At 41.9% G+C, this 23,453-nt stretch carries 9 protein-coding genes; 7 read left to right on the top strand and 2 right to left on the bottom strand.

Annotated elements, in window-relative coordinates:
* Nucleotides 1-31: 31 nt before the first annotated feature.
* From FZ952_RS09915 to FZ952_RS09890, 6 genes are all read left to right on the top strand, one after another.
* Nucleotides 32-1,021, top strand: coding sequence for a hypothetical protein (locus tag FZ952_RS09915; protein ID WP_148881551.1), 990 nt, complete (start codon nucleotides 32-34; stop codon nucleotides 1,019-1,021).
* Between the two features lie 27 nt (nucleotides 1,022-1,048).
* Complete coding sequence (locus tag FZ952_RS09910) at nucleotides 1,049-7,771, top strand: SspB-related isopeptide-forming adhesin (RefSeq protein ID WP_148881550.1); 6,723 nt, start codon at nucleotides 1,049-1,051, stop codon at nucleotides 7,769-7,771.
* A gap of 371 nt (nucleotides 7,772-8,142) precedes the next feature.
* Nucleotides 8,143-8,925 (top strand): 30S ribosomal protein S2, encoded by a 783-nt coding sequence (gene rpsB / locus FZ952_RS09905; RefSeq protein WP_062201372.1) that lies wholly within the window; start codon nucleotides 8,143-8,145, stop codon nucleotides 8,923-8,925.
* Nucleotides 8,926-9,006: 81 nt separating this feature from the next.
* Nucleotides 9,007-10,050, top strand: coding sequence for a translation elongation factor Ts (gene tsf, locus FZ952_RS09900; protein WP_037615891.1), 1,044 nt, complete (start codon nucleotides 9,007-9,009; stop codon nucleotides 10,048-10,050).
* A gap of 554 nt (nucleotides 10,051-10,604) precedes the next feature.
* Complete coding sequence (locus FZ952_RS09895) at nucleotides 10,605-11,324, top strand: hypothetical protein (RefSeq protein ID WP_148881549.1); 720 nt, start codon at nucleotides 10,605-10,607, stop codon at nucleotides 11,322-11,324.
* A 12-nt stretch (nucleotides 11,325-11,336) separates the two neighbouring features.
* Nucleotides 11,337-12,167, top strand: a complete 831-nt coding sequence (locus FZ952_RS09890) for a hypothetical protein (protein ID WP_148881548.1) — start codon at nucleotides 11,337-11,339, stop codon at nucleotides 12,165-12,167.
* A 120-nt stretch (nucleotides 12,168-12,287) separates the two neighbouring features.
* On the opposite strand, the gene FZ952_RS09885 is transcribed toward FZ952_RS09890, so the two are convergent.
* A protein-coding gene (locus FZ952_RS09885; RefSeq protein ID WP_410468296.1) for an ISL3 family transposase occupies nucleotides 12,288-13,564 on the bottom strand; the annotation gives its coding sequence in 2 pieces (ribosomal slippage) (nucleotides 12,288-13,054 and nucleotides 13,054-13,564; 1,278 coding nt in all).
* Between the two features lie 493 nt (nucleotides 13,565-14,057).
* On the opposite strand from FZ952_RS09885, the gene FZ952_RS09875 reads away from it, so the two are divergent.
* Nucleotides 14,058-22,751, top strand: coding sequence for a mucin-binding protein (locus FZ952_RS09875; RefSeq protein WP_262366357.1), 8,694 nt, complete (start codon nucleotides 14,058-14,060; stop codon nucleotides 22,749-22,751).
* Nucleotides 22,752-22,861: 110 nt separating this feature from the next.
* On the opposite strand, the gene FZ952_RS09860 is transcribed toward FZ952_RS09875, so the two are convergent.
* Nucleotides 22,862-23,453: transposase (locus tag FZ952_RS09860; RefSeq protein ID WP_148881546.1), on the bottom strand; the 592-nt coding region annotated here is incomplete at its 5' end.

Genomic DNA, 23,453 nt, shown 5'->3' with positions numbered 1-23,453 from the left:
TGTATTTTGAGAATGGAGGGGATGCTTTATAATGAAAAAAAATAAAGTTTTTCTGACCTCGACGGCGGTTTTATTATCTGCTTTGGGTGCAAATCCAGTGTTGGCTCGTGATGTGGAGCACTCAAGTAGTTCGGCACCGGTCGCCACTGTGCCGACAACGGATGATAAAACGACGTCTACGGCATCAACAGACTCAGAAAATGGCAAAAACCTAGTGCAATCAGATGCTTCATCGGCAAAACCAGCACCACCTATGGAAGCTGGTGAATCAGCTCCTGCGGATTCATCTGTAAATCCGAGCTCGGAAGTCTTGCCAGCGAAGCCTGAGTCGACTGACCCTGATAAGGGTGAGTCAGTGGAGCCAGAGGTTCCACCGGTGGAGTCCAATCCATCAGTTGAACCAGAAAATCTGGAAGCCCCAGCAACAGAAACGGAATCTCAGATTGCTTCTGAAGAATCCACACCTACAGAGTCACCTGTGCTTCCAGAAGCTTGGCAGCCGACGTCGGGGATTTCAACAGCGTCAGCTAACTTATCAGTCTCATCAGCAGTTTCTATGGCCACTGTAGCAACTTCACTGACAGACGCAGATAAGAGAGCAGCCGCATCAGAACTACAGAGACTTGTAGAAAGAAAACAGGAACAGTCTGAAAAGCATGAAAAAGATAGTTTGGTAGACTTTGATTTGGCTCAAATGCTAGCTCTTCCTGTGAGAGAAAAAGTTTCAGCAAGCTCTCCACTTTTGACAGATCAAGGTTTCCAAGTCATCGGAAGTGATAAGGGTCGTGCTGTTGTCCAAAACTCTGATGGTTCCCAATCAGTCGTTCCACTAGCACAAGTAGGTGGGACAGCCGATGATGACGGCACTGTTACTGTTAAGTCCAGTGATGGAAAATTTGTATTGTTGCCAGAGCTTGGTGAAACAACGACTCTTTTTGCAACAATCGGTCTGTTCGTTTTATCACTCTTAGGGTTTAAACAAATCAAACCTTTTGAGAGAGAAAATTGGATAATAGGTTAATTATAAAAAAGGAAAGAAGGAACGCGCATGTTCAATCACAATAGTGAGACCAAAGGTCATGGATCTATTCGTAAAAATAAAGTCTATGGTACAATTGGTGTCATTGCTCTTGGTGCTATTGCTATGTTTAGCAATAACAAAACTGCGTCGGCGGATGAAGTATCATCTTCTGAACCAACGACTACAACACCTGTAGCGTCAGCGGCAGATACCAGTTTGGCAGTACAATCTCAGGCTGCATCAGCTGAAGCAGCGGCTCCAGCGACCGCTACGAATTCAATTGCTCCAACTGCGAATGCAACTGCTCCAGTTGAAGCTACTTCCCCAGTTGCTCCAGCAGCTGAATCAACTCCAACTGCATTGGCTTCTTCGGCTAGTGACACAACTCCTGTAACTTACACTGCGCCTGCAGCAGCTCCAGCAGCTCCAGTTGCTCCAGCTGAGTCTACAGAGCCAAAAGTTACTGTGGAAAATCAAAAGTTAAAAGACGCTGTGTCTGAAGCTAAGGGTTACAACATTGATGTAAAACAAAACCCAACAGAAAATATTGGAACAGCAAACAACCAAGTAGAGTCAGATGCTAAAAAGGACCTTGCCAACACTCTTGAGGAAACACAAGCAACTCGTATCAAGACGGGGGTAGATGCCTATAAACGCGACCTAAAAAAAGCGCAAGAAAACACCGGCACTCCAGGCTATCTAAGTGAAGCTGTCAGCCAAGGCTTGAAGTTTGAAAGTGAGCCTAATGGGAAGATATCTATTAGTGGTGCTACAGCATTTGGACAAAAAGATATGCCACGTGCGCAGTCTTATGAAGAGTATGTCCAAAAAGGTGGAACATTTGGATCCAATCCAGTGCCAGCATTTACAACGAAACTGTCAGGTGGTGGAAGTAGATTTTATATTCCAAAAATTGAAAACGGACAGACTATCACTGCTACTTATAGCAACCTTCAAAATTCAACATATAACGGGAAGAAAATTTCTAAAGTAGTTTATGAAGTTACCAATATAAGTGGTAGTACGGGTATCGTAGGCTTTGCAGAAAAAGATCCAACAAAAGGAATTTATACTTTTTACAAAATTAATGCGCCGTCTAGATACCGTGTAAATATTCGTTTTTACGATTCTGATGGCAATCCAATTCAATTCACAAAGACGAATCCAGCTATTTTAGCTATGACGAGCCTAACAAAAACAGAACCTAAGACAGGGGAATGGGCTGGTCTGAAGCACGAAGAAAGCATAACAGATTATAATTTCCGACCAGTAAAGATTACCGGTTCTTTGGTTGAAAAACAAGCCGATGGACGTTTGGCAGCAAATACTGTCACTCACAGCATTAAAGACGACTATAATGATCCAAATTTCTATAAAATGGGGATTGCGGGTGTGGCAGAAAGCGGAGATTCAATTTCCTTTGTGATGCAGCGGACTTCACAATGGGATAGAGGTTATTGGTTAGCTCTTACAAGCAAATTACCATCTCGCTTTACTCTTGTAAAACCAGATCTTGAATACAATCTGGTTGAATACAATCTTGCAGGGAATGTCTTGCTGGATAACTATATTCAAGGGACTACTACTAAACTAACAAATACTCAAACGGTTAAACCTACAGGAACTCCTGTTGGTGAAGACTACACAACAACACACCAAGACAGAATCACAACAGCGGATGGCAAGATCTATAAATATGTGTCATCAACTAATAATACAACAGGTAAAGTTAAATTAGGTACGACGAACGTAGCAAACTACTATACCGAAGTAAAAGGTAATGTTGTTGTTGATTACCAAGATAAGCAAGGTAACACCATTTCTCCGCGTATTGTGGATACACCAGACACATCAGTCGGAACGGCTTACGATACAACTGACCACAAACCGTCTACGATTACAACAGCCGATGGAGCAAGTTACCGCATTGACCCTACAGCTACACAAGGTCAAGAAAGTGGTAGAGTTGTTGAAGGAACAACCCGCGTTATCTATGTTTATGATAAGCTTGAAAAACCAGTAGAGAAATATGGTAATGTTGTCGTTGATTACCAAGATAAGCAAGGCAACACCATTGCTCCGCGTATCGTAGATACACCAACTTCACGGGTTGGCACTTACTATGACACAACTGATCACAAACCAACTACCATTACGGCGGATGATGGCACAACTTATCGTATTGATACCAATGCTACACAAGGTCACGAGAGTGGTCAGGTTGTCGAAGGAACAACCCGCGTTGTCTATGTTTATGACAAAGTTGAAAAGCCGATAGAAAAGAAATATGGTGATGTTACCGTCGAGTATAAGAACAAAGATGGTATGACCATTGCACCGAAAGTGACCGATACACCGCGTTCTGAAGTCGGTACAGACTATGATACCAAGGATCAGCGTAAGGACACCATCACCACAGTAGACGGCAAGAAGTACAAGCTGGATCTGACAGCGACCCAAGGTGCTGAAACTGGTAAGGTGGTAGAAGGCAATACCAATATCGTTTACTACTATGATCTTGTTCCGGATGCACCGCAAAAGAAATACGGTGATGTTACCGTTGAGTACAAGAACAAAGACGGCGTGACTATCGCACCGAAAGTGACCGATACACCGCGTTCTGAAGTGGGTACCGATTATGATACTACTGATCAACGTAAGGACACTATCACCACAGTAGATGGCAAGAAGTACAAGCTGGATCTGACAGCAACCCAAGGTGCTGAAACTGGTAAGGTGGTGGAAGGCAATACCAATATTGTTTACTACTATGATCTTGTTCCGGATGCACCAGAAAAGAAATACGGTGATGTTACCGTTGAGTACAAGAACAAAGATGGTATGACCATTGCACCGAAAGTAATCGATACACCGCGTTCTGAAGTGGGTACCGATTACGATACTACTGATCAGCGTAAGGACACCATTACTACTGTAGTGGATGGCAAGAAGTACAAGCTGGATCTGACAGCGACCCAAGGTGCTGAAACTGGTAAGGTGGTAGAAGGCAATACCAATATTGTTTACTACTATGATCTTGTTCCGGATGCACCGCAAAAGAAATACGGTGATGTTACCGTTGAGTACAAGAACAAAGACGGCGTGACTATCGCACCGAAAGTGACCGATACACCGCGTTCTGAAGTGGGTACTGACTACGATACTACTGATCAACGTAAGGACACTATCACTACAGTAGATGGCAAGAAGTACAAGCTGGATCTGACAGCGACCCAAGGTGCTGAAACTGGTAAGGTGGTAGAAGGCAATACCAATGTTGTTTACTACTATGATCTTGTGAAGACTCCAGAAGAGTACGGTAATGTTGTTGTTGATTACCAAGATAAGAAAGGCAACACCATTGCACCACGCGTTGTTGACACACCAACAGCGAAAGTAGGAACAGCTTACGATACAACAGATCATAAGCCTGTGACAATCGTATCATCTAATGGTAAGACATACCGCATTGACCCTACAGCTACACAAGGACAAGAAAGCGGTGAGGTTGTCAAGGGAACAACTCGTGTTGTCTATGTCTATGATGAAGTACTCGGTGATGTAACAGTTCATTATAAAGATGAAAATGGCAAAGTCATTAAGGAACCAGAAAAAGACACAACTGGTGCTCCAATCAACACCCTCTATGACACTCGTGATCATGCTCATAAGACAATCACTACTCAGGATGGACGTGTTTATGAAATCATTCCTGAAAAGACTATCGGTCTAGAGCAAGGTCGCATTGTGGAAGGTAATACAGATGTTACTTATATCTACAAAGAAGTGTTTGGTGATGTCGTTGTTCACTATGTGGACGAGTCTGGCAACAAGATTAAAGATGATGTAACGGATACTGCTCAAGCAAGAGTCGGTGAATCATACGATACGACTGATAACAAACCGAGCGCTATCAAGCACGGCGATAAAGTTTACAACATTGTACCTGAAAAGACCAAGGGTCAAGAAAAAGGTAAGGTTGTGAAGGGTGTAACAGAAGTGACCTATGTCTACAAGGCTGTTCAAGCAGAACCTAAGAAGACGGGTACCAATGCTAAGGGTGAAGATGTCAATGGTAAGACGATGTTGGCTGGTTCAACAGAGGTTTACACAATCAACATCGACAACGACCAATACAAGGGCACAACTGGTTTGGTTGACCAAGACAAACAAGTTGGTTTGACGGTTATTGAGAAATACTCTAGCAAGTTTGTAACACCAAATCTGGATGCTGTTCGTATGACGACAGAAGATGGCAAGGTTGTCAGCGGCTTCACGACTAAGATCTACAAGTCTGTTGCAGAAGCTCCACAAAAGATTCAAGATTATATCAAGGCTAAGGGCTTGACAATTGATGGTGAGTTTGCGGCAACAACTTCAGATGATCCAGTAGCCTACACGAATAACTATGCCTTGAAGGGTATCAACCTGAAATTGATCTTCCCAACAACTGTGAAGAGAGATATCAAGGAAGCGAGCAAGTACGATAACAAGGCTTATCAAATTGACTTTGCTGGCATTGCAGAAACCAATATCGTCACGAACAATATTCCGAAGATTAATCCGAAGAAAGATGTTGTAGCGACAGTTGAAGATGGTCTGAAAGATCAAAACTCTCTGAACGGCAAGACTGTTAAAGTTGGCGCTGTTTACAACTTCGAGCTGAACACTTCTTACTTGCCAGCGAAACGTGGTCAGTCTATTGACAAGATCGAAGTGAAGGATACTTATTCACCGCTTGTAGAATACAATGGCGTTCACAAATGGATTGCCAACACAGATATTCTCTTGAAAGATAGCACGAAGATTGCTAAAGGAACTGATCTGACTCAATATGTCAACCAAAATATTGATCATAAGGCTAGAACAGTTGTCTACAGCTTCTCTAATGACTTCTTGAGCAAGATTTCTGATGACAGTGAATTCCAAGCAATCGGCTACATGCAAGTGAAACAACTTGATAATGGTACAGTGAAGAACACCTTTACAGAAATTATCAATAACGTTGAACGTGATTCAAACACGGTAACACTCGTATCACCAAAAGAATATGGTGATGTCGTTGTTCACTATGTGGATGAGTCTGGTAAGAAAATCAAGGAAGATGTGACAGATACCAGCCGTGCAACAGTTGGAACATCTTATGACACAACAGATCATAAGAGCATCTCTATCAAGTATGGCAACAAAGTTTACAACCTTGTACCTGAAAAGACCAAGGGTCAAGAAAAAGGTAAGGTTGTGAAGGGTGTAACAGAAGTAACCTATGTCTATAAGGCTGTTCAAGCAGAACCTAAGAAGACAGGTACTAATGCTAAGGGTGAAGATGTCAATGGTAAGACGATGTTGGCTGGTTCAACAGAGGTTTACACAATCAACATCGACAACGACCAATACAAGGGCACAACTGGTTTGGTTGACCAAGACAAACAAGCCGGCTTGATGGTTGTTGAGAAATACGATAGCAAGTTTGTAACACCAAATCTGGATGCTGTTCGTATGACGACAGAAGATGGCAAGGTTGTCAGCGGCTTCACGACTAAGATCTACAAGTCTGTTGCAGAAGCTCCACAAAAGGTTCAAGATTATATCAAGGCTAAGGGCTTGACAATTGATGGTGAGTTTGCGGTAACAACTTCAGATGATCCAGTAGCCTACACGAATAACTATGCCTTGAAGGGTATCAACCTGAAATTGATCTTCCCAACAACTGTGAAGAAAGATATCAAGGAAGCGAGCAAGTACGAAAACAAGGCTTATCAAATTGACTTTGCCGGCATTGCAGAAACCAATATCGTCACGAACAATATTCCGAAGATTAATCCGAAGAAAGATGTTGTAGCGACAGTTGAAGATGGTCTGAAAGATCAAAACTCTCTGAACGGCAAGACGGTTAACGTTGGCGATGTTTACAACTTCGAGCTGAATACTTCTTACTTGCCAGCGAAACGTGGTCAGTCTATTGACAAGATCGAAGTGAAGGATACTTATTCACCGCTTGTAGAATACAATGGCGTTCACAAATGGATTGCTAACACAGATATTCTCTTGAAAGATAGCACGAAGATTGCTAAAGGAACTGATCTGACTCAATATGTCAACCAAAATATTGATCATAAGGCTAGAACAGTTGTCTACAGCTTCTCTAATGACTTCTTGAGCAAGATTTCTGATGACAGTGAATTCCAAGCNGACAAGATCGAAGTGAAGGATACTTATTCACCGCTTGTAGAATACAATGGCGTTCACAAATGGATTGCTAACACAGATATTCTCTTGAAAGATAGCACGAAGATTGCTAAAGGAACTGATCTGACTCAATATGTCAACCAAAATATTGATCATAAGGCTAGAACAGTTGTCTACAGCTTCTCTAATGACTTCTTGAGCAAGATTTCTGATGACAGTGAATTCCAAGCGATCGGTTACATGCAAGTGAAACAGCTTGACTATGGTACAGTGAAGAATACCTTTACAGAAATCGTCAATGATGTTGAGCGCGATTCTAACACGGTTACTGTGGTAACACCTGAAAAGCCTCAGACACCACCTGAAAAGCCTCAGACACCACCTGAAAAACCACAAACACCTCCAGCTACTCCTAAAACTCCAGTAGTTCCAACTACGCCTCAAACTGAATTGCCTGAAACAGGTGAAACAGACCATACAGGAGCAGCAGTGCTTGGTTTAGCGATGGTGGCATCAGCGATGTCAATCCTTGGTTTCAAAAAACGTAAAGAAGAGGAATAATCATAAAGTTCATTCCGGGCTCATACGTAAGAATGTTGAAGCTGATTAAAAGAGGGGACTAATTTGTCCTCTCTTTTTATTGTGGAGAAATTCTTTGAGGATTCTAAATACTGTTTTATATGCGCAAAATATTCACTTTTAGCTAGATTCTATAAAGAGATGTCTTTTAAATAACTGTCGCTTTATTAGAAAAAGATTAGAAATATGAAATGTATAAAGCACTTGTCAAAAGACAGAATTTTTGATATGATAATAGATGTCGTGTAAACGGCAGAAATACTCATTTTAGATGAATTGTGGGTCCGTTGCCTTCGGGTGGTCCTGCGAGCTGAAATCTAAAAGAGGAAAAAAACAAAAAGGAGAATTTACTCATGGCAGTAATTTCAATGAAACAACTTCTTGAGGCTGGTGTTCACTTTGGTCACCAAACTCGTCGCTGGAACCCTAAGATGGCTAAGTACATCTTCACTGAACGTAACGGTATCCACGTTATTGACCTTCAACAAACTGTAAAATACGCTGATCAAGCTTATGACTTCATGCGTGATGCAGCTGCGAACGATGCAGTTATCTTGTTTGTTGGTACGAAAAAGCAAGCTGCAGAAGCTGTAAAAGAAGAAGCAGAACGTGCTGGTCAATACTATATCAACCACCGTTGGTTGGGTGGAACTCTTACAAACTGGACAACTATCCAAAAACGTGTTGCTCGTTTGAAAGAAATCAAACGTATGGAAGAAGAAGGAATCTTTGAAGTTCTTCCTAAGAAAGAAGTAGCACTTTTGAACAAACAACGTGCTCGTCTTGAAAAATTCTTGGGTGGTATCGAAGAAATGCCTCGTATCCCAGATGTAATGTATGTTGTTGACCCTCATAAAGAGCAAATCGCTGTTAAGGAAGCTAAGAAACTTGGTATTCCAGTAGTTGCGATGGTTGACACAAACACTGATCCAGACGATATCGATGTGATTATCCCTGCTAACGACGACGCAATCCGTGCCGTTAAATTGATCACTGCGAAAATGGCTGACGCTGTTATCGAAGGTCGTCAAGGTGAGGATGCTGTGGCAACTGTTGAAGCAGAATTTGCTGCAACTGAAATTCAAGCAGACTCAATCGAAGAAATCGTTGAAGTTGTAGAAGGCGACAACGCATAATTTTCATAAGTCAATTAACCTAAAGGGGCGGGGCTCAGCCCAGCCCCTTTATTTAAAAATAGTAAACATAGGAGAAGAAAAATGGCAGAAATTACAGCTAAGCTGGTAAAAGAATTGCGTGAAAAATCTGGTGCTGGTGTCATGGATGCTAAGAAAGCATTGGTTGAAGTTGATGGCGACATCGAAAAAGCAATTGAATTGCTTCGCGAAAAAGGTATGGCAAAAGCAGCTAAGAAAGCTGACCGTGTTGCCGCTGAAGGTTTAACAGGTGTTTACGTAGATGGTAACGTTGCGGCAGTTGTTGAAGTTAACGCTGAAACTGACTTCGTTGCGAAAAATGCTCAATTCGTTGAATTGGTAAATACTACAGCTAAAGTCATCGCTGAAGGCAAGCCAGCTAACAACGAAGAAGCATTTGCATTGACAATGCCTTCAGGTGAAACTCTTGAAGCTGCATACGTATCTGCAACTGCTACTATCGGAGAAAAAATCTCATTCCGTCGTTTTGCTTTGATTGAAAAGACAGATGAGCAACACTTCGGTGCTTACCAGCATAATGGCGGCCGTATCGGTGTTATCTCAGTTGTAGATGGTGGCGATGACGCTCTTGCTAAACAATTGTCAATGCACATTGCAGCTATGAAACCAAGTGTTCTTTCATATAAAGAGTTGGATGAGCAATTTGTCAAAGATGAATTGGCACAATTGAACCACGCTATCGATCAAGATAACGAAAGCCGTGCTATGGTTAACAAACCAGCCCTTCCACACTTGAAATACGGTTCTAAAGCTCAATTGACTGACGAAGTAATTGCACAAGCTGAGGAAGACATCAAAGCTGAACTCGCAGCTGAAGGTAAACCAGAAAAAATCTGGGACAAGATCATCCCAGGTAAAATGGATCGCTTCTTGCTTGACAACACAAAAGTTGACCAAGCATATACACTTCTTGCACAAGTTTACATCATGGATGACAGCAAGACAGTTGAAGCTTACCTTGAGTCTGTGAATGCAGCAGTGATTGCTTTCGCTCGTTTTGAAGTGGGTGAAGGAATTGAAAAAGCTGCTAATGATTTCGAATCAGAAGTTGCTGCAACTATGGCAGCTGCCCTTGGTCAAAAATAAGAGTAAGAAAAGCATGTAAAATAACACAAGATAGGGCTCTTATTCTGCCCTGTTTTGTGGTGTTTATTAAAAGGCCTCATATGAATCTTTCTAATTATAGCTTTATTGCTTTTAATTAGGTTTAGTTTATAGGAGGCTTTTTCTACACTCGAAAGATGCTATAAATTCTGGGTGGTAAAAGCGCCAAATTCTCATTGAGTAAGTCCAGAGGCTGTTTGCGCCTGTGATGAATTTGCTGCTTAGATAGTTCTGTGATTTGTAACAGAAATTGTTATTAGAGGATGAACGAAAATCAGCTTATTTTTTCCTGTGCTTTACAAGTGTTTTGACTTGTGTACAGGGACTTAAGGCTTCTGAGGCAGGATGATGTAAGCGTTACACTTTTCGTTGTAATATTGGCATTTTTTTGTTACTATATATGTAATTGCGGAATTTTATTCGCTAAGGCTTTTAAAGGTAAAGATCTGTAGCGATTGAGAACAGAGTTGTTTTAGTAAAGACGGCTGGGCTATTTTGTATAAAAATTTAATTAGGGAAAGTGTAGGACCTACTCTATGGTGTTTATTGACTTAGAGTATAAAAAAAAGAAAAAAAAGAAAAAGACTAAAAAGAAGAGAGATTATTACTTGGTTCTGCTAGTCTTGTTGAAATGGTTAGCAGAGTTTGTCTATTTTGTTGGAATTGTGTTTGTTGCCGGAACGGCACTCCTACTTCTGACACATAATATTCTCGGCATTCCTTTAAATTATATCCATATTGTTTCCTTGGTTGGATCATTTGCTTATATGTTGATAGGTTTTCTGGTGACAAATAGCTTTGAGAACATTACGATAGCAAGTAATTATTTTAAAATTTTATCCGCCTTGGGCTACTTATCAGTGATTAGTTATTTTGATAATCGGCTATTTGTTTTTCTAAAAGATCCGGTTATTGACTTGTATTTGGCTGCACCGTTTCTACTGGCAATTATCTATAAGAGATATTATAGAAAGCTGGTCTATCGAGCGGTCTTTAAAAAGCAACAGTCTGTTTCTTTTTATAGTCAGTACTCCAATACGGATGAAATTAAAGATTCAATGATGAAAGCTGTCCGTGATACTGTCAAAGAGAAGCATCAGCGTAATGTTGAAGTTGTTGGGAAAAATTTTAGACAGGACGCTAAGGGAAATGTTGTGGGGATTTTTAAAATAGTATTAGCACGTAAGCTACTTGGTGCTTCCAAACCAAAACTAATGCTGATCACTTTGAGATTTAATCTGAATAATAATGAATAGGAGTTTTGAATCATGTCAGAAATTGAAAAACCGATTTTAACTGTCGGACAAGACCAGTTCTTGAAAGGCAAATCTTTTGATACATATAAGAAAAAACTGGAAGTTTTATCGAGAGCGTACAGTGCCAATGCTATGAAAACCATTAATGGCTTTTCACTTGATTCAGAGGATCAGTACAGAGCCTTGTTTGAAGCTGTTTTTTCAGGAGTTTGGGAAGTTGATACAGGTATGCGCTATGTCAACATCACTCAGAGTTTGGGTCTGCCAAGCTTCTTAGTTTGCCGACGAGACGAATTTGGTGATTATGTACGTGGTGCTGATGGACATATTGCTTGGGATATTGTTTCGGATCTAGATGGAGCCGAGCTCTTTACAGAGGATCAGATCAAGGTTCTTGTTCCGAAAGAATTTTGCAATCCAGTCTTTATTGTTCGTGAATTAGATGCTCGCAAACAATGGGGTACGAAGCAATCATTCAGCGCAAGTGCCGCTATCGATGATGTTGAGGAAGATGAACTGGCAGCACAAATTGAAGCTGCACCTTTCTCAGATCCTGAGTCAGTCGTTAAGCCCCGTCCAGAGGTAAAGTCTGAGCCTATTACTAAGTCACAACGTCCGGTAAGTTCTCAGCCAGCTGTTAAGCCCCGTCCAGAAGTAAAGTCTGAGTCAGTCGTTAAGCCGCGCCCAGAAGTAAAGTCTGAGCCAGTGGTTAAGTCACGTCCAGTGATAAAATCTGAGCCGATTGTTAAACCGCGTCCAGCAGCAAAAGCAGAAGCTAATAAAAAAGATTATACAAAAGAGTCACTCAAGATTATCAATGCAACGATTGATAGCTTCGAATAAACATCTTACCTATATAATAGTAAGGGAAATAACTGTGACTCACCAGAAATGAGGATGAGTGCTGAATTCCGGTTGCCAAAGAGAACAGGCTCTTTGTCAACTGTAGTGGGTCGATGTCAGCTAGCATCTGGAGAGGACCGAATTGGTTCTCTCCTTTTTGATATTCAAAGCGATGAGGATTCTAGTTCTAAAGTTGTCAAAGTTTCGAAAGCCAAAAGCGTTGCGCTTGATAACCTTGATGAGGTTGTTAGTAGCCTCCAGTTTTGCATTTGAGTAAGGGAGTTCAAGAGCGTTGATAATTTTATCTTTGTCCTTGAGAAAGGTTTTAAAAACAGTCTGAAAGATAGGATTTATACAAGCAATCCTTTCTTCAATGAGTCCAAAGAAATGCTCAGCTTGTTTCTCTTGAAAATGAAAGAGTAAGAGTTGGTAGAGGTCATAGTGTTCTCTGAGTTCTTGAGAGTAAGAGAGTAGCTTTTCAAGAATCTCTTGATTTGTCAAGTGCATGCGAAAAGTCGGACGATAAAAGCGTTTATCGCTGAGTTTCCGACTATCTTGTTGGATCAGTTTCCAGTAGCGTTTCAATGCTTTGTATTCATGCGATTTTCGATCCAACTGATTCATGATTTGAACACGAACACGACTCATAGCACGGCTGAGATGTTGCACAATGTGAAAGCGATCGAGGACGATTTTAGCGTTTGGAAATAGTTTTCTGGCAATATCGTAGTAGGGACTAAACATGTCCATGGTAATGACTTTAACGCCGTTTCGGACCTGTCTGGAATAGCGCAGAAAGTGATTGCGAATCGTTGCTTGAGTCCGTCCATCTAAGATAGCTACGATTTTTCTGGAATCAAAATCCTGTGCAATGAAGCTCATCTCTATCTTCCGATTGAAACAGTCACTTCCCTGACTGTTTCCACATCCCAGCTCATGTGTTCTGGAAGGTAGTTAAGGTCAGTCTTGAACTTGAATTCTTTCAATTTACGAATGACGGTGGAAGTAGAGACAGCCAAGTTTTCAGCGATAACTGTCATAGGGACTTTGTCGATTAGTTTTTGAGCGATTTTCTGCTTGACGATGGTTGCGATTTGGTGATTCTTCTTGACTAAGGACGTTTCTGCGACAGCTACTTTCCCGCAATCTTGACAGCGGAAACGTCGTTTCCTTAGACGAATCAATGTCTTGTATCCCGCGCACTCTAGATAGGGAATTTTCGATTCTTTCTGGAAGTCATATTTAGCCATTTTTCCTTGGCAGTGAGGGCATTTAGGTGCGGGATAATCTAGCTTAGCGAGGATTTCTTTATGAGTCCCCGAGTCCTTGTAATCTAGAATGATGATATTTTTGTCTTTAATTTCGAGTAGGTTTGTGATAAAATTTAATTGTTCCATAAGATTCTTTCTAATGATGGTTTCGTTGCTTTTCATTATAGGTCTTATGGGACTTTTTTTCTACAACAAAATCGGCTCCATAATCCCTGCGGTGGATTTACCCACTACAGAAATTATAGAGCCAGAGAACAGTCTGTTCTCTTTTTTAGTGTATTTACTAGAATCCAGTGTTGCTTCGGTCGTTTCCCCACAAATATCTGTTTTAGGATAACTGTTAGTTTTTTAGGAAAACAGAACTCAGTTTGGGAAGTTACACTTTTGTAATTTTTGTATACTTTTTTTGCATATTATTTGAATTATTCTCATAGCAAAAGTATAATATATAATATGGAAGTATTCTGTTTTTTTGGGAGGCAAAGTAAAGTCTTGCCAAAGGGGAATGAACTCTTCTAAAATATTCAACATTTTAGTTTTGTATCATTAAATTCAAGTTTGCTTAAGAGTTTAGGCAGATTGAGATAATAAATAGATATAACTAAGGAAGGAAGGAATAGTGAAAAGTTTTAAAATTTATAAGGGCAAACACGATAAATTTTCTTTGAGAAAGAAAAATGTTGGGCTTGTTTCGATTGCAATAGCCAGTCTGGCTGTATACGGGTTGGCTATTGGCGCGCCGACTGTTCAAGCGGATGAGAACAGTAGTGTGAGCGCTGTGTCAACAGAGAATGTTACGGATCCAGCTTCGACTGACACAACTGCGGCAGCAGGCTTGACTTCAGAGGTATCAACTCCAAGTTCTTCAGTTTCAACAACTGAAGCACCAGTATCAGAAGGGACTTCAGTAGTCGCTGAAAATAATAGTTCTCAAACACCTGCGGCAGTGTCAGAGAATGCCGCTCCAGCTTCAGGAGCAACAGTAGTAGAAAAAACTGAAACTCCAGCACAAACTACTGGGCAGCCAGACGAGAAAGTATCAGTTCCGACAACCAGCTCAGTGACAGAAAGCACAAACAAGGTATCTGCGGATACTTCAACCTCTGCAGCAGTTGCAAAAGAAAATTCAGTTTCTGACGAGTCTAAGCCAATCGAACAGTCAACTAATGCGCAGTCTTATTCTGCCTTTCGTTCGGCAGGTGCGGTGCGTACTCGTAGAAGTGTCGCAGAAGCTTCTTCACATATTTCAAACTTTTCCGTAACTGTTACGACAAAAGATGGAACAAGTATGAATCCTGGAGATGAAAAGGTTTTGTCAAATCAAGAAATAGCTTTTGACCAAATTCATATGAAGTTTACGCTTACTCAAGATGGTACGTTAAATGCTGGTTCAAAGATTCGTATTCCAGTTAAATTGACAAATAACGCGTATGGTGCCTATTATTCAAATCTTGGTTCTGGAACAGAAGAACCAATAAATGGAGTTGGAACAATTAAATTTGATTATTCTAACCCAAATAATCTGGCTTATGTAATCACTTTAAATAATAACTTTTCAGGACAAAAGATTGTTGAAATTACCCAAAAAGCAGCGACTATTGGGAAATTTACAGCAAAATCAAGTTATGAAAATATTATTTTAGAAATAAATGGCAATAAGTTTACTTTTAAACCAACACCAAGAACATTTGAGAAAGCACAGGCGCCTTTTGCTGTTTATAATAGTGCAAGTAGCGATAGAGCAAATTCAATAAAAATAGGCACTTCAACTGGGGACGCAAATTATTATAATAATTTATTGTCAAGCGATGGTACCAACTCTGGACAAACAGGAATTCCAAATGGTGATATCATTTCTGTCCATCATATAAAACCGGGTAATGGGTCAAAAATTGTTAGTATCAAACCAGACCTTAAAAGATATACTTCTACTTTAGCAATTAGTGAGGATGGGAAATATCTTGTTAAAGGAGATACTTCAACTTCTATTAGCATCAATTCAGACCCAGATAACAAATTAATTGAACTGCCAGCAAATTCAACTGATGAAGAGATTGTTAAGGCATTAAAACAAGCGGGTAAAAACTCTTCGGTTGTTATTGATAATGGAGATGGGACCTACACAGTTGCTATTAATTTAGGAAAAATGACAGGAAATGGTGCTACTACCTATCATGATATTTGGCCAACTGACGACTATGCTCAAATGGGCGATAAGTATCAAGAAATTAATAGAACAGAAGAGGTTAACAGAAAAGTTAGTAGTATTTTAAAAAATGCTAACGTTATTCAAGGTACAGGTCATTCAACTCGGATTACTTTTGCGGATTCATCAATTGAAAATGCTCTAGGTGAAGGGTCTAAGAGTTTTAGTTATAGTGTTGATGATGATGGAACGATCAAAAAAATTAAAAACGAAGAGAAACTTTCTGCAAAAACAACTCCATCCATTGCGCGTGCTGTCGGTCAAAAGAAGATCACCATACACTATGTTGACACAAATGGTAAGGAGTTAGAAACTCGAGACTTTAAGTATGGCTATCCAGCAGGAGCAATGGCACCCCAAACACCTGATTATCAAGCTGCTCCAAAAACAATTGCGGGTTATAGTCTTGTAACTGCTGATACAGCAATCAATGGGTATGGCTCACAATTAAAAGAAGCCAAGCCGATTTCATTCATCAATGAGGATCAAAACTTTTACTATGTGTACTCAGTCAAACAATCCTATGCCAAAGTCAAATACATTGACGATGATGCTAAAGGAGAAAAAGTTCTTGAAACAAAAGAACTGACTGGTGCATATAATACTACCGATCCATATAAAACAGCTGAAACAATCAAAAAGTACACAGATAAGAATTATGAACTCGTTTCAGATGATTATCCATCAGCTGGTGTGACCTATACTGATGATCCTCAAACCTTTGAGGTTCACTTACGTCACAAGACAGCTCCAGAAGTTGAAACTAAAACTGTCAAAGAAACGATTCAATATGTCTATGAGAATGGCAGCGAAGCAGCTACTCCTAAAGTTCAAAACCTAGACTTTAATCGGACCAACACCAAGGATCTGGTAACCAATGATATTGTCAATGAGGGTACTTGGTCTCCATCAACAGCTACCTTCCCAGCGGTAACCTCTCCTGTGCTTGCAGGATACACAGCGGACCTTCCAACTGTTGATGCAGTTGCGAACATCAGTGCAACCAGCAGCGATGTGGAACGTAAGGTCGTGTACAAGGCGAATGAACAGAAACTGACTTATACGGTGATTAATGAGACAACAGGTCAGACATTAGAAGATAAAGTTTTGTTGGAAAAAGGTGTCTCCAACGGAGCTGTGTCAGGGCAAGCGCAAACAACTTACGATGCTGTTGTAGCAGGCTATCTAGCTCAAAACTATGAGTTGGTTTCTCAGGAAGCACTGCCGACTCAATTTGACACCAATGATGTTGTTGATCAGAATGTCACTATTCGTCTACGTCATAAAACAACTTCAGTAGAAGAAGAAAAGACGGTTAAGGAAGCCATCCATTATATTTATGATGGCGGTGCAATAGCAGCTCCAGACCACACTAGCAGCTTAAAATTCACCAGAACAGCAACAACTGACCTTGTTACAAATATTACAACTGGGGACTGGACAGCAGAAAATGGAACAAGTTTTGCAGCCGTAACATCTCCGACAATCAAAGGTTACACTCCAGACTTAGCAGAGGTTCCAGCGGTTGATAACATTACTGTTGACAGTGCCAATATCGAAAAGACAGTCGTTTACAAAGCTAATCCAGCTAGTGCAAAGGTAACTTATATCGATGACACAACAGGAGAAACGCTTGAAACGAAGGATCTGAATGGACTTTATGGTCAGACTGACCCTTATCAAACAGCTGAAACCATTAAGACGTATACTGATCGAAATTATGAACTTGTTTCAGACAATTATCCAACAAATGGTGTAACCTATAATGAAAATCTTCAAACCTTTGAAGTTCATCTACGTCATAAGGTAGCTGCAGTTCAAGAAACAAAGATAGTCACAGAGACCATCACGTATGTTTATGAAGATAACACGCAGGCAGCGGCTACTAAGGTTCAGACTTTGGACTTTGAGCGGATTAACACCAAGGATCTGGTGACTAATAATATTGTCCATAAGGGTTCTTGGGCTCCGTCTACTGGAACCTTCCCAGAGGTAGTTTCTCCAAAGGTTGATGGTTATACACCAGATAAGGCAACTGTAGCAGCCGTTGAACAGATTACGGGAGATAGCGCAGATATTGAAGAAACGGTTACCTATAAAGCAGATAAGCAAAAAGTAACCTATACCATCATTGACGACACTGCTCAAAAAACGCTGAAAGATAAGGAAGTACTTACCAGCGGAGGCTCTGATACTCCTCTTCCAGACAGTGCCCGAGAAAAATATGATTTAATGGTGAATGCTTATCTAGCTCAAGGTTATGAATTGGTTTCGAAAGACCAGCTTCCAGCTAAGTTTGACCTTGACAGTAGCCACGATCAAAATGTAGTTGTTCACTTGAAGCATGGTACCACTGATATCCAAGAAAGCAAGGATGTAAACTTGACTGTTCGTTACCACGGTGCCGGTGACCAGACACCAGAAGATAAGGTGCAAACAGCGACTTGGACTCGTACAGTAACAAAAGATAAAATCAGAGGTACAGAGGTTTCAACAACACCTTGGACAAGCGACAAAGTAAACTATGATGCAGTCCCATCACCAGTGATTCCAGGCTATAGCGTAGATGTCGAGACAGTTCCGTCTGAAGCAGTTACCCAAGAGAATATTGTCAAGGATGTGCATTACACAATCCAAACTCAAAAAGTTACGTACACAGTTGTAGATGAGACAACAGGTCGAACTCTGGAAAACCAAGTGGAATTGACAACAGGTGAGTCAGGTGCAGCTCTTTCACCAGCTGCGCAAGTGAAATACGATACCGTAGTCGCAGGCTATCTGGCACAAGGTTACGAAGTGGCTTCTCAGGATGCTCTGCCAGGTCAATTTGACACAGACAGCAGTGTGGATCAAAACGTAGTGATTCGCTTGAAACACAAAGTATCAACTTCTACAGAAACTAAGACTGTAACTCAAACGATTAACTACGTCTACGAGGATGATAATACACCAGCAGCTCCAGAGAAGAAATCTACCTTGACTTTCTCTAGAGAAATAAAAACAGATGAAGTAACAAAGAATACTACACCAGAGGTTTGGACACCATCTACCGGCACCTTCCCAGAGGTAGTTTCTCCAACTGTTGATGGTTACACCCCAGATAAGGCTAAAGTTGACGCAGAAAACGTAACTGCTAATCAGGATGATATCACCGTTACGGTTAAATACAAGGCAGACAAGCAAAAAGTAACCTATACCATCATTGATGATACAACCAATACCACGCTGGAAGATAAGCAAGAGCTTACAAGTGGTAACTCTGATACTCCTCTTCCAAATGACACAGAAGCTAAGTATGATTCAATCGTGGATGCTTATCTAGCCCGAGGTTATGAATTAGTTTCGAAAGATCCGCTTCCAGCTAAGTTCGACCTTGATAGTAGCTATGATCAAAATGTTGTTGTTCATGTGAAACACGGCACAACTGAATCCCAAGAAAGCAAGGCTGTGAACCTGACTGTTCGTTACCATGGTGCAGGCAGCCAAACACCAGCTGACCAAGTACAAACAGCGACTTGGACTCGTACCGTGACGACAGACAAGGTGACTGGCCAACCAGTTTCTGCCACAGCTTGGACAAGCGACAAAACCAACTATGACGCTGTGCCGTCACCAGTGATTCCAGGCTATAGCGTAGATATCGAGACAGTTCCGTCTGAAGCAGTTACCCAAGAGAATATTGTCAAGGATGTACACTACACCATCCAAACGCAAAAAGTGACGTACACGGTAGTAGATGAAACAACTGGTCAGACACTGGAACATCAAGTTGAATTGACCACCGGTGATTCAGCTGCAGCTCTTCCAGTAGCAGCGCAAATGAAATACGATACCGTAGTCGCAGGTTATCTGGCAAAAGGTTATGAAGTGGCTTCTCAGGATGCCCTGCCAGGTCAATTCGACACAGACAGCAGTGTGGATCAAAACGTAGTGATTCGCTTGAAACACGGCACAACGGATATCCAAGAAAGCAAGTCTGTGAACCTGACTGTTCGTTACCATGGTGCAGGAGGGCAAACCCCAGCTGACCAAGTACAAACAGCGACTTGGACTCGTACCGTGACGACAGACAAGGTGACTGGCCAACCAGTTTCTGCCACAGCTTGGACAAGCGACAAAGCTAACTATGACGCTGTGCCGTCGCCAGTGATTCCAGGTTACAGCGTAGACATTGCGACTGTTCCAGCAGAAGCAGTTACCCAAGAAAATATTGTTAAGGATGTGCATTACACCATCCAAACGCAAAAAGTGACGTACACGGTAGTAGATGAAACAACCAGTCAGACACTGGAACATCAAGTTGAATTGACCACAGGTGATTCAGGTGCAGCTCTTCCGGCCGCAGCTCAAACGAAATACGATACCGTAGTCGCAGGTTATCTGGCAAAAGGTTATGAAGTGGCTTCTCAGGATGCCCTGCCAGGTCAATTCGACACAGACAGCAGTGTGGATCAAAACGTAGTGATTCGCTTGAAACACGGCACAACGGATATCCAAGAAAGCAAGTCTGTGAACCTGACTGTTCGTTACCATGGTGCAGGCAGCCAAACACCAGCTGATCAAGTGCAGACAGCAACTTGGACTCGTAGCGTGAAGACAGACAAGGTGACTGGCAATAAAGTTTCTGCCACAGCTTGGACAAGCGACAAAGCTAACTATAACGCTGTGCCATCGCCTGTGATTCCAGGTTACACTGTGGATGTGGCGACTGTTCCATCAGAAGCAGTTACCCAAGAAAATATTGTCAAGGATGTGCATTACGCAATCCAAACTCAAAAAGTTACGTACACGGTAGTAGATGAAACAACCAGTCAGACACTGGAACATCAAGTTGAATTGACCACAGGTGATTCAGGTGCAGCTCTTCCGGCCGCAGCTCAAACGAAATACGATACTGTAGTTGCGGGCTACTTGGCACAAGGTTACGAAGTGGCTTCTCAGGATGCCCTGCCAGGTCAATTCGACACAGACAGCAGTGTGGATCAAAACGTAGTGATTCGCTTGAAACACGGCACAACGGATATCCAAGAAAGCAAGTCTGTGAACCTGACTGTTCGTTACCATGGTGCAGGCAGCCAAACACCAGCTGATCAAGTGCAGACAGCAACTTGGACTCGTAGCGTGAAGACAGACAAGGTGACTGGCAATAAAGTTTCTGCCACAGCTTGGACAAGCGACAAAGCTAACTATAACGCTGTGCCATCGCCTGTGATTCCAGGTTACACTGTGGATGTGGCGACTGTTCCATCAGAAGCAGTTACCCAAGAAAATATTGTCAAGGATGTGCATTACGCAATCCAAACTCAAAAAGTTACGTACACGGTAGTAGATGAAACAACCAGTCAGACACTGGAACATCAAGTTGAATTGACCACAGGTGATTCAGGTGCAGCTCTTCCGGCCGCAGCTCAAACGAAATACGATACTGTAGTTGCGGGCTACTTGGCACAAGGTTACGAAGTGGCTTCTCAGGATGCCCTGCCAGGTCAATTTGACACAGACAGCAGTGTGGATCAAAACGTAGTGATTCGCTTGAAACACGGCACAACGGATATCCAAGAAAGCAAGTCTGTGAACCTGACTGTTCGTTACCATGGTGCAGGCAGCCAAACACCAGCTGATCAAGTGCAGACAGCAACTTGGACTCGTAGCGTGAAGACAGACAAGGTGACTGGCAATAAAGTTTCTGCCACAGCTTGGACAAGCGACAAAGCTAACTATAACGCTGTGCCATCGCCTGTGATTCCAGGTTACACTGTGGATGTGGCGACTGTTCCATCAGAAGCAGTTACCCAAGAAAATATTGTCAAGGATGTGCATTACGCAATCCAAACTCAAAAAGTTACGTACACGGTAGTAGATGAAACAACCAGTCAGACACTGGAACATCAAGTTGAATTGACCACAGGTGATTCAGGTGCAGCTCTTCCGGCCGCAGCTCAAACGAAATACGATACTGTAGTTGCGGGCTACTTGGCACAAGGTTACGAAGTGGCTTCTCAGGATGCCCTGCCAGGTCAATTTGACACAGACAGCAGTGTGGATCAAAACGTAGTGATTCGCTTGAAACACGGCACAACGGATATCCAAGAAAGCAAGTCTGTGAACCTGACTGTTCGTTACCATGGTGCAGGCAGCCAAACACCAGCTGATCAAGTGCAGACAGCAACTTGGACTCGTAGCGTGAAGACAGACAAGGTGACTGGCAATAAAGTTTCTGCCACAGCTTGGACAAGCGACAAAGCTAACTATAACGCTGTGCCATCGCCTGTGATTCCAGGTTACACTGTGGATGTGGCGACTGTTCCATCAGAAGCAGTTACCCAAGAAAATATTGTCAAGGATGTGCATTACGCAATCCAAACTCAAAAAGTTACGTACACGGTAGTAGATGAAACAACCAGTCAGACACTGGAACATCAAGTTGAATTGACCACAGGTGATTCAGGTGCAGCTCTTCCGGCCGCAGCTCAAACGAAATACGATACTGTAGTTGCGGGCTACTTGGCACAAGGTTACGAAGTGGCTTCTCAGGATGCCCTGCCAGGTCAATTTGACACAGACAGCAGTGTGGATCAAAACGTAGTGATTCGCTTGAAACACGGCACAACTGATATCCAAGAAAGCAAGTCTGTGAACCTGACTGTTCGTTACCATGGTGCAGGCAGCCAAACACCAGCTGACCAAGTTCAGACAGCAACTTGGACTCGTAGCGTGACGACAGATAAGGTGACTGGCAATCAAGTTTCTGCCACAGCTTGGACAAGCGACAAAGTCAACTATGACGCTGTGCCATCACCAGTGATTCCAGGTTACACTGTGGATGTTGCGACCGTTCCGTCAGAAGCAGTTACCCAAGAGAATATTGTCAAGGATGTGCATTACAGCGCAGTGCCGACAACTCCAGAGGTTCCTGATACTCCAGTTAAGCCAGAGCCTCCAGTGACACCGATCACTCCAACACAACCAAAAGCGCAAACAACTCCAGCACCAGTTCTTCCACGTACAGGTGAGGATACTGAGAATGCGAAAGTTATGACGGCAGCAGGAATAGGGGCGCTATTGACGCTGATTGGTATTGGAACTCGCCGTAAAAAAGAAGATTGAGATCTCTAATCCATTCTTTTTGGCTAATAGGTGATAAATTCTAGCACCGAGAGAGAACGCAAGTTCTCTCTTTTTTGGCTCTTTGTCAACTGTAGTGGGTTACTAAAAAGTCATATTCTGGAGAGGACCAAAAATGTCCTCTCCTTTTTGATATTCAAAGCGATGAGAATTCTAGTTCTAAAGTTGTCAAAGTTCCGAAAGCCAAAAGCGTTGCGCTTGATAACCTTGATGAGGTTGTTAGTAGCCTCCAGTTTTGCATTTGAGTAAGGGAGTTCAAGAGCGTTGATAATTTTATCTTTGTCCTTGAGAAAGGTTTTAAAAACAGTCTGAAAGATAGGATTTATACAAGAAATTGTTTCTTCAATGAGTCCAAAGAAATGCTCAGCTTGTTTCTCTTGAAAATAAAAAAGCAAGAGTTGGTAAAGCTCATAGTGTTCTCTGAGTTCTTGAGAGTAAGAGAGTAGCTTTTCAAGAATCTCTTGATTTGTCAAGTGCATGCGAAAAGTTGGGCGATAAAAACGTTTATCGCTGAGTTTACGGCTGTCTTGTTGGATCAGTTTCCAGTAGCGTTTCAATGCTTTGTATTCGTGAGATTTTCTCTCAAATTGATTCATGATTTGAACACGAACACGACTCATAGCCCGGCTGAGATGTTGCACAATGTGAAAGTGATCGAGGACGATTTTAGCGCATGGAAAAAGT

Origin of the sequence: Streptococcus sp. Marseille-P7376, assembly GCF_902460385.1 — a bacterium.
GTDB classification, from domain to species: Bacteria; Bacillota; Bacilli; order Lactobacillales; family Streptococcaceae; genus Streptococcus; species Streptococcus sinensis.
This window is presented reverse-complemented; position numbering and strand designations above follow the sequence as displayed.

Coding starts and splice junctions, on each gene's coding strand:
- tsf (WP_037615891.1), top strand. CDS start 9,007: ATGGCAGAAATTACAGCTAAGCTGGTAAAAGAATTGCGTGAAAAATCT.
- FZ952_RS09895 (WP_148881549.1), top strand. CDS start 10,605: ATGGTGTTTATTGACTTAGAGTATAAAAAAAAGAAAAAAAAGAAAAAG.
- FZ952_RS09890 (WP_148881548.1), top strand. CDS start 11,337: ATGTCAGAAATTGAAAAACCGATTTTAACTGTCGGACAAGACCAGTTC.
- FZ952_RS09915 (WP_148881551.1), top strand. CDS start 32: ATGAAAAAAAATAAAGTTTTTCTGACCTCGACGGCGGTTTTATTATCT.
- rpsB (WP_062201372.1), top strand. CDS start 8,143: ATGGCAGTAATTTCAATGAAACAACTTCTTGAGGCTGGTGTTCACTTT.